Here is a 7,282-nt window from a genome sequence, read left to right as displayed (position 1 = left end):
GGACCCGCACGCCCGCGGGCGGGGGGGCCGGCTCCCCGCCCCGCGCCCGGGCGGGGCGCCCCGCCCCCGCGGCGGGTCCAGCGCCCAAGAGGCCGTGACCCGCTGGATCACGGCGATCGTCCAGAACCGTCCCGACATGGCGTGCAAGGTAATGATTGCGCCCGCCGCCCATGGGGGCCCGCAGGCCGGCGATGCCCACAAGTGCGGGGACACCAAGGTCTCGGCGCAGCAAATCAAGAAGGAACTGCGCGGTTTCCACGCCTCGTTCACACCCCGGAATCCTCACAATCCCCCGAAGGTGGAGGTCCATGGGGCTGCTCCGTCGGGTCACACGGCAGAGTTCCCGGGGGAGCAGATCACGATCGACGGACAGGATCTCAACACCGTCGTCTACTCGAACTCCAAGGGTGTCAGCAAGGACGGAATCGATATCAAAGTCAAAGCCATGGAGCTGCAGAACCGTTGGTACGTGAACGATCTCGACATGAAGATCGGCTGAATCGACATGCTGGGCCGATCCCGTGAACCGCGCCCGCTCGCCGCGGCATCACCCCCCGCAGCTCGATCTCTCACAGCTGTTCACGCACCTCGTGCAGGCCCCGCGCGAGGTGCGGGCGGGCGGCCGCGGGCAGGGGCTCTTGTCGCTGGCGGCCTCGTCGGAATTGCCGTGCCGTTCGGCCGCAGACGAGCCGACATTCCAAGTCTCCCGGCCATTGTCTCCTTCCGGGGCGCTGGAGATGGCTGACCAGGCCTGACCTGGGCTGACCTCCACCTCGCCCAGCTGTCACGCCTTCGGTGCGCCCCCCCGCCGGACCCGCGGGTGCACGGGGCTTTGCTTCTGCATGAACGCAATGCCATGCACTGAATTAATCCGACGGACTCGGTCTTTTATCCGGATGTGATTGGTTGCGCGTACCACGCTCGCTCGTGCACCTTTAATAAAGGACCGTACCTGGAGGGTTTCACTATGGCTTCTCAGCCTTCGACCACTGTCGGTGGTGTGACGTACAACGTGACACCAGGAGAACTGCATCGCGCCGCGGCCAATGCCACGGCCACGGCCGCAGACATCGACCAGAAGCTCCAGAATCTGAGGAGCTTCTGCGTCGGTCTGGAGTCGGTCTGGCACGGTATCGCCCAGCAGCAGTTCGAGGTCTTGATGCAGGAATACCATCAGCTTTCGCAAATGCTCAACCGTTCCCTGGACGGCATTGCCAAGGGGCTGCACGGCACCTACCTCAACTACGTGGACTCCGAGCAGCAGAACATCAGCAACCTCCGCGCCCTCGGCGACGACCTGCCGACGCCGACCACCGGAACAAACTTCCGCTGATGGGCGTCGCCTACAAGGAATGAACCGGTAAGGCGACTAGTAAAGGAAACCTGAGAGGAGGCATCGATGCCCAGCATCGATGGAGCGCAAATCTACGTCAGCGAAGGTCTCGCCGGCGCGGGTAGTCAGCTCAAGAGCATGGCGGACGAACTCGTCCAGGAGTTGCAGCAACTCAAGAACCGGCTGGCGCCGCTGGCAGATTCCTGGAAGCAGAGCCAGGCGGCCACCTATTACCAGGACATGCAGAACGAGTGGGACATGGCCGCCTACGGCCTGTTCGACGAGGAAAACGGTGTGCTCGGGCGCATCGCCAACGCCATGAACGTCAACATCGGCAACTACTCCGAATGCGAGTGGTCGAACATAGCCACCTGGAACAACTGACGTCTGCATCTGCCCGCAGTCCGCCGCCCACCTTCGAAGGAACCGTCCGTGCCCGATGATCGCTGCCGGATCACCGTAGTCGGGGAACGCAAGAGCGTGGACCTCGCACTTCCGGCGCATGCGCCGATATCCAAGTACATGCCGAGGCTCACGGACCTGTGCGGGGCTCAGGGTTCCGATGCCATCCCGCCGGTGTGGTCGCTGGGCGAGCCCGGAGCGGACCCGCTCTCTCCCGGGGACTCGCTGGCGGGGGCGGGGATCGCGGACGGCGCGACCCTGTATCTGTACGACACCCATGCGGACGACGGCTTCGACCTCGTCGTCACCGACCTCGGTGAGCAGATCGCGGAGGCGCAGGACGACAACTCGGTCTGGTCGCCGAGGACCAGGGCGCAGGCCGTGGTCTGCATCGGTCTCCTCGTCTGCGTGCTGAGTGCCTGGCAACTGGGGGTGCAGCGCAGCGTCTTCAGCATGATCATGGCGCTCGTGGTCTTCCCTGCCGTGGCGCTGACGGCGGTGCTGGTCTCCTGGTACGCCTCCTACAAGGCGTGGCCGGTGGGCGTCCGCGTTCGGCAGGCGCTGGCTCTGGCCGCCTGCCCGCTCATGGCCTGCGCCGGACTCGGCGCGCCGCTGCGCGGTCCGGTGGCCACGCCCGTACTGGTCTGTGTGATGGCGCTCGTCGGCGCCGCGGGCGGGATTCTGGCTCAGTCATGCGTGCCCACCGTGATGCTCACGATCCTCACGGGCTGCGCCGGCGCGCTGGTGGTGCCGCTTGTCGCCGTCGGCGCGAACGCGACGGAGTCCGCCGCGGTGGTGAGCACCGCCCTCTTCATGGTTCTGGGGACGCTGCCCCTTGTGCACAGCAGGATCGCCGTTCTCGTACCCGGAGCGCGGGGTGTCTCGGAGCGGAACCCGGGCAGTGGCGAAGTCGCCGCGGTGGTCGGGCGAAGCAACCGGCTGCTGGCGTTCCTCAGCTTCGTGGCGGCCGCCGTCTTCGCGACCTGCTTCGTCTTCCTCAGCTTCTCCCCCGACGTCTTCGCGCTGGCGCTGCTGGGGTGCCTCAGCGCCGGGTTGTTGTTCCAGGCGGGTTCGCTGCGGCTGCTGAGTGCCGTCTTCCCGCAGTTGACGGCCGGGGTCATCGGCCTGTTCCTGCTGGCGGTACGGCTTCCCGAGGCGGTTTTGCACACGCACGTCACTGGGCCTCTGATCGCTTTCCTGGCTGGTCCGGTGCTCGTCGGTGTCGGCGTATCGCTGGCGTTCGGTGCGGTGATGCGTCCCGCGCGTGCGGTTGACGAGCGGCCCCAGTGGCCCACGACGACCGCCGCATTCCTCGCGGTGGTGAGCCTGCCGCTGGCCGTCGGTGTCTTCGGTGTCTTCGGGACGCTGGCGAACCTGGGCGGCGGCCTGTGAGCCCCAAGGCCGCCAAGCAGCGTGTCGCGCCCGGGAGTTGGGGGGCGCACCGCTCCATAGCCGCCGCGGTGCGGGGCGCGAGACCCGGAGCGGTGGTGAGCGTGCAGCCGGGCAAGTACACCGAGAGCCTGTCGGTGGACAAGGACATCGTGCTCGTGGCCGAGAAGGAGGCCGGCAGCGTACGCATCGTCGCCCCGCGCGGACCGGCTCTTACGGTGCACGGCGGTCGTCCCGAGTTCAGGGGGGTGGTCTTCGAGACGGCCGGCGGGCGGGACGCCACGGTGGTGCTGCGCGGCGGTGAACCGGTGCTGCGGGACTGCGAGATCACCGGCGGGCCCGTCGAGGTGTCGGGTACGGCCGCGCCGACCTTCGCAGGGTGCTCCGTGCACGGCACGGGCACGGTGGGGGTGTGGCTGACCGGCACCACGCGGACGGCCATGGAGTCGGTCTCGGTGCGCGGCTGCGGGGCGGACGGCATCGTCCTCGACTGCGAGGCCCGCGCGGAGCTCACGGACGCGGTGGTGGAGGACAGCGCGGGCCGCGGCCTCTTTCTGACCGACTCCGCCCATGTGACGCTGACCAGGGCGGAGGTCCGCCACAGCGGCGGCTCGGCGGTGCACGCCGACGGCGAGGCGACGGCGGTGCTGCGCGAGTGCAGGCTCCACGATGTGAAGGGGCACGGCGTGCGGCTCGAAGGCTCTGCGGGCCGCCGCGGGACGGAGCCGAAGTCGAAGGGGCAGGAGGGCAGTTCGTCCGCGGCCACCGCCGGGGAGAGGGAGTCGCACGGTGTGCGGCTGCGGGACTGTGAGATTTACCGTACCGGCGCGACGGGCGTGTGCGCGGATGGGACCAGTGCCGCCTCGCTGGAGCGTTGCCACATCCACCACACAGGCAGCGCGGCCTTACTCGCCAAGGGCGAGGCATCGTTGACGCTGAGCGACGTCAAGGCCGTCCACGTCGAGGACACCGTTCTGGCGGCCAGTGGCGACGCCTCCGTCACCGCGCGCGGCAGCGTCTTCTCCAAGACGGCCGCCAACGGCGTCTTCGCCGTGGGCAACGCCAAGGTGGAGCTGAGCGAATGCTCGGTCGATGACAGTGCCTTCTCCGCGATTCATCTCGGGGCGGGCGCGCATCTGAAGGCCGACGGGTGCAAGATCACCGGCAGTGCGGAACACGGGCTGCGGGTCACCCAGCGGGCCGAACTGCTCGCCTCTGACTGCGAGATCAACGGCGTCGCCCTGACCGGCGTGCACGTCGACGGCGGTGACGCCGTGCTGCGGGACTGCCTGATCAGCGACGCCCGTACCGGCGTCCGGCTTGAGACCACCCACCGACCGCTCCTCGCCGGCTGTGAGATCTCCGCGACGCGGGGGGCGGGTGTGGAGGTCGGCCCGGATACCGGTGGCCAGTTGGAGAAGGTGACGATCACCGGCAGCGGTACCACTGGACTGCTGGTGGAGAGCGGCGGCTCGGTCGCGGTCGAGGAGGGGACGATCCGCGACTCCGCCGGGTCCGGCATCGTGCTGCGCGGCGGAGCCAGGCCCCGCGTGCGCTCCACGGTCGTCCAGTCCGCTGAGAAGAACGGGCTGTATGTCGAGGAGGGCGGTGCCGGCACCTTCGAGGACTGCCGGATCTCGGGCACCCGCTTCCCCGCAATCTACGCAGGGGCCAGGTCCACACCCGTACTGCGCCGGTGCACCGTGGCGGACACCGAACAGGATCTGCTGCTGGACGACGAGGCCGACCTGCGGGCCGAGGAGTGCCAGGTCGAGGGCGTAAGCGAGGTGCTGCTGCCGACGCTGGGAGGACCAGGCGCCAAGAAGACCGCGGTCCTGGCGACGACCGCGACCGCGAAGCCTGGCAAGGGTCCCGGCGGCAAGGGCAAGAAAGTGGGCGCGCCGGAGGAGGACGAGGCGGACGAGACCGCCGCGAAGCTCGCCGAACTCGACGCCGAACTCGACCGCCTGGTCGGCCTGGACAGCGTGAAGCGCGACGTGCTGACCCTCACCCGGCTCATGCACATGGTCAAGGCCCGCCAGGACGCCGGTCTGGCACCACCGCCGTTGAGCCGTCACCTGGTCTTCGCGGGAAATCCGGGCACGGGCAAGACCACCGTCGCCCGGCTTTACGGCGCCTTCCTTGCCGCGCTGGGCCTGCTCAGCCAGGGGCACCTGGTGGAGGCGGACCGCACCGACCTGGTGGGCGAATACGTCGGCCACACGGCGCCCAAGACGACGGCGGTCTTCCGCCGGGCGCTCGGCGGGGTGCTCTTCATCGACGAGGCGTACTCGCTGGTCCCGCGGGGCCAGATGACCGACTTCGGCTCCGAAGCCGTCTCGACGCTGGTGAAGCTGATGGAGGACCACAGAGACGAGGTCGTCGTCATCGTCGCGGGATACCCCGCCGACATGAGGCACTTCCTCGACTCCAACGCCGGACTGGCCTCCCGCTTCACCCGCACCCTGCGCTTCGAGGACTACACCGCGGACGAGCTGGTCAGCATCGTCAGCCACCAGGCGGACGCACACGAATACACCCTCGTGCCCGAGACCCTCTCCGCCCTGCAGACGTACTTCCGGACCGTGCAGCGCGGTGAGCAGTTCGGCAATGGGCGCGCAGCACGGCAGGTCTTCCAGATGATGACCGAGCGGCACGCGCAGCGCGCCTCCGATCTCGACCTCTCGGCGCTCGACCTCGCCTCCGACGAGGGCAAGGTGCTCAGCACGCTGCTGCCCGAAGACCTGCCGGTGGAGGACGCGCGATGACACCGGCACCCCAACTACTCGAACTCACGTTTCGCGACGTTGACGTTGTACTCCCCGGCCGTCGAGCCGAATCAGCGGTGCGGGGATTCATCAGGGCGGACGCCCGGCCGGCCGGAACCCACCGGGGCCCCTTCGGGAAAGGCGGTGCGGCGCACCGATGACAGACAGCGGGCGATTCACAGATATACACAAGCACGGCAAGAACGTCGAGTTCACCAAGAACGGGAAGCACTACGAGATAAGCCAGCAGAAACTCAGCGAGTTCCGGGTGGATCTCGACGACCTTCACGGCGCGATCGGCGATGTTCAGCGCTCGGCACAGCAAATCAAGGAGGCGATGCATGCCATCGATACGAAGATGAATCACATGCATGCGTACTGGAACAGCCCCTCGTACCAGAGCTACGACGACATGCGCAGCTGGTTCCAGCAGATTCAACACCGTCTGTACCACTTGCTGGAGGAAATCATCAAGCGGATGAATGTCTCCTACCAGCATTACCACAGCAGTGAGCTGGCCAATCTCACCAACATGACCTCCGGCAAGGGATCGAGGTGAGAACGGCATGCTGAGGTGTCTCCCCCGCGCGCCGACAGACGTAGTCGCGCCCCGCACACCGCCGGCGAACCGGCGGTGTGCGGCCGCACACCCCGGATGCTCACACGTTGGGCGGGTCGGGGAAGTTCGCCTTGCGGTCGGCCTGCGCGTACAGCTGCCCCGAGTGGTTGATCAGGGCGATGTACTCACCCAGCGACTCCAGGATGCCGCCGATCTGGCTCAGCCCCTTTTCCATGGCGGGGTTGATGTGGGAGGCGAAGTTCTGGGCGCTGTGAGCAAAGGGGCTGTCCACCTCCGAAATCGTGGGCGGGCCCGTGTAGTTCTGCGACTGCTTCTCCTCCACCGTTGCGTGCTGGCCGAAGATGTTGTCTTTGGCCGCCAGCGTGTGCTCACGCACCTCCTCGTACTTCGCCACGGCGGTCCTGGCGTCCGACAGCATGCTCACTTCGGTTTCCCGCATGGCCGTCAGATCGGCGAGCAGGTGTGCCACGTCGCCGGCGTCCTTGTCGCTGTTGTTTTGACTGCTGCCGGACTGGCTCCAGTCCCCGGGTTTCTGGTTGTAGGACGGCGGCGTGGTCCAGACGACCGTGTCTTCGGGGATGCGGTCTGTGAAGTCCTCGCCCCTGTCCGGATCCGGCGTGTGGTCTCCGTCGCCGCCTCCCGGCTTAATCGGGTTCGGGTCGTATTTCGACTTTATTGGTTCGGTCATGGCGTCTCCCTGATTCAGAGGGCATCCAGTCTCACTGGGACTGCTTGAAGCCTATCGTTCGAGGGGGCATGTGTCAGGGTGTCTCATGTTGAATATTGATAGCGGTCTGCAAGTGCCAGACA

At 67.3% G+C, this 7,282-nt stretch carries 7 protein-coding genes; 6 read left to right on the top strand and 1 reads right to left on the bottom strand.

Going from position 1 to position 7,282, the window contains the following annotated elements:
- Positions 1 to 94: 94 nt before the first annotated feature.
- From ACWGI6_RS09935 to ACWGI6_RS09910, 6 genes are all read left to right on the top strand, one after another.
- The gene (locus ACWGI6_RS09935; protein ID WP_453267022.1) at positions 95 to 499 is read left to right on the top strand and encodes a hypothetical protein; all 405 of its coding nucleotides are present in this window, start codon (positions 95 to 97) and stop codon (positions 497 to 499) included.
- Between the two features lie 501 nt (positions 500 to 1,000).
- On the top strand, positions 1,001 to 1,333 hold the full coding sequence (locus tag ACWGI6_RS09930; RefSeq protein WP_453267021.1) for a WXG100 family type VII secretion target: 333 nt from the start codon (positions 1,001 to 1,003) through the stop codon (positions 1,331 to 1,333).
- A 66-nt stretch (positions 1,334 to 1,399) separates the two neighbouring features.
- Positions 1,400 to 1,717 (top strand): WXG100 family type VII secretion target, encoded by a 318-nt coding sequence (locus ACWGI6_RS09925; protein WP_453267020.1) that lies wholly within the window; start codon positions 1,400 to 1,402, stop codon positions 1,715 to 1,717.
- A gap of 48 nt (positions 1,718 to 1,765) precedes the next feature.
- Positions 1,766 to 3,127 (top strand): EsaB/YukD family protein, encoded by a 1,362-nt coding sequence (locus ACWGI6_RS09920; protein ID WP_453267019.1) that lies wholly within the window; start codon positions 1,766 to 1,768, stop codon positions 3,125 to 3,127.
- A gap of 95 nt (positions 3,128 to 3,222) precedes the next feature.
- Positions 3,223 to 5,892, top strand: a complete 2,670-nt coding sequence (locus tag ACWGI6_RS09915) for a right-handed parallel beta-helix repeat-containing protein (protein ID WP_453267018.1) — start codon at positions 3,223 to 3,225, stop codon at positions 5,890 to 5,892.
- Between the two features lie 157 nt (positions 5,893 to 6,049).
- Positions 6,050 to 6,451: a WXG100 family type VII secretion target gene (locus ACWGI6_RS09910; protein WP_453267017.1), complete on the top strand. Its 402-nt coding sequence runs from the start codon at positions 6,050 to 6,052 to the stop codon at positions 6,449 to 6,451.
- A 100-nt stretch (positions 6,452 to 6,551) separates the two neighbouring features.
- Here the strand turns inward: ACWGI6_RS09910 and ACWGI6_RS09905 are convergent, their stop codons facing one another.
- Positions 6,552 to 7,160 carry a hypothetical protein gene (locus ACWGI6_RS09905; protein WP_453267016.1) on the bottom strand — a complete coding sequence of 203 codons (609 nt, stop codon included), beginning with the start codon at positions 7,158 to 7,160 and terminating at the stop codon, positions 6,552 to 6,554.
- Between the last annotated feature and the right edge of the window lie 122 nt (positions 7,161 to 7,282).

It is taken from the genome of Streptomyces sp. NPDC054786 (assembly GCF_053611685.1).
This window is presented reverse-complemented; position numbering and strand designations above follow the sequence as displayed.

What these genes read in the sequence shown, in the direction of transcription:
- ACWGI6_RS09910 (WP_453267017.1), top strand. Translation starts at nt 6,050, where the DNA reads ATGACAGACAGCGGGCGATTCACAGATATACACAAGCACGGCAAGAAC.
- ACWGI6_RS09925 (WP_453267020.1), top strand. Translation starts at nt 1,400, where the DNA reads ATGCCCAGCATCGATGGAGCGCAAATCTACGTCAGCGAAGGTCTCGCC.
- ACWGI6_RS09905 (WP_453267016.1), bottom strand. Translation starts at nt 7,160, where the DNA reads ATGACCGAACCAATAAAGTCGAAATACGACCCGAACCCGATTAAGCCG.